The sequence below is a fragment of the Enterobacter sp. CGMCC 5087 genome (assembly GCF_003144775.1).
In the GTDB taxonomy this organism is placed as follows: domain Bacteria; phylum Pseudomonadota; class Gammaproteobacteria; order Enterobacterales; family Enterobacteriaceae; genus Enterobacter; species Enterobacter cloacae_M.
In genome coordinates, this window is the sequence record NZ_QFXN01000182.1 from 1 (window position 1) to 1,392 (window position 1,392).

General features: G+C 55.7%; 2 protein-coding genes. Both read left to right on the plus strand.

Going from position 1 to position 1,392, the window contains the following annotated elements; all coding sequences use genetic code 11:
- The coding region (gene tssG / locus DEO48_RS15550; RefSeq protein ID WP_109845665.1) for a type VI secretion system baseplate subunit TssG at positions 1-481 on the plus strand (481 nt) is incomplete at its 5' end.
- Positions 482-483: 2 nt separating this feature from the next.
- Positions 484-1,392, plus strand: a 909-nt coding sequence (gene tagH / locus DEO48_RS15555) for a type VI secretion system-associated FHA domain protein TagH (RefSeq protein WP_109845666.1), incomplete at its 3' end; no start/stop codon positions are given.

Below are 1,392 nucleotides of genomic sequence, written 5' to 3' on the forward strand. Positions count from 1 at the left end.
AATGCTCTCTTATGCAGGGATGCTGGCGAGCCCCAGCCGTTCACCTGAAGTCATCTCTGGTCTGGTTATGCACTGTTTCGATCTTGAGAATGTGGAAGTTGAGGACTGGCAGATGCGCAAAGTGGCGGTCTGCGAAGAACAGCAAAACCGCCTCGGGCAGGCCAACATGGCACTTGGGCATGATTTCATTTCTGGTGCACGGGTCAATGACTGTGCCGGGAAATTCATATTAAAAATCAATAACCTTTCATTTCGTGATTTTCTCCGTTTTCTGCCGGATGGCGATCAGCATCAGCCGTTGGTGCGCTTTATGTCATTCATTCTGCGCGACCAGCTGGCTTGGGATCTGAGCCTCGGTTTTGGCTATCAGCAGGCAAACGGAATGCGTCTCGACAATCATCAGGGCGCTAGCCTGGGCTGGAGCAGTTTTCTGGGGACGCCGCCTGAGAGGGCCCGCGTCATGATATGCGTGCAGGAGTAGGCATGAACAACAGTACACAACAGCTTTCATTATTGGTCATTAACAGCGCGCAGCTGGAGGGCGACTCTCAGGTTCAGCACCATTTCGGGCCGGAAGGGGGGACACTTGGCGCATCGGATCAGGATAACTGGCAGCTTCGGGAAAGTATTGGCTCGGTTCTGCCGGGGCATGCACGCATTGACGTTATTGACGGGCATTTTTGTCTGCACGACCAGAGCGGACAAACATTCATAAATGGTTCGGGGTCACCGGTGGGCGGAGACCGGCACGTCAGGCTGAGTCCGGGAGATGAACTGACCGTGGGGCCGTTTCAGATCCGGGTGTCCCTGGGGCAGAGACATCACGATCCTGCGCTGGATGAACTGATGGATAACCGACCACAGCGGGATATGGATGCATGGCTTGAAGATACTCAGCACGACGCCGGAACGACGCATACGGTAACAAAGGCGCCTCGACAGGATGATCCTCTTGGGGCGCTGCAACAGGATAGCCACAGCGTGTCATCGCTGGTGACAGGGAGTATGCCTCAGCCTGCATTCTCAGAACAGACGGGCGAGTTTTCTGGAGGAAAAGAGACAGTGAATCAGTCATTTATTGAACTACCGGGTGTGGGACGTACCGGCCTTACACATGACGAGAGCATGGTGGCCGCGCTGGAAATCGTGATGTCCGGCATGGGGGGAAACCTTGCGGCGACAGAATCTTCTACCGCCGCAGAGATGTTGTTCGATATGGGCAGAACCCTGCGTGCGCTGGTGGAAGGGTTGCTGGCGCTTCAGGCTGAACAGGGGGCGCTTGCCGACAAACTGCTGCGCCCGATTGAAGATAACCCTCTGCGCCTGGGGCTTGATTATCACGACACCCTCTCGCTGCTCTTTGCCGAAGGGCAAAGCCCGGTGCATCTGTCG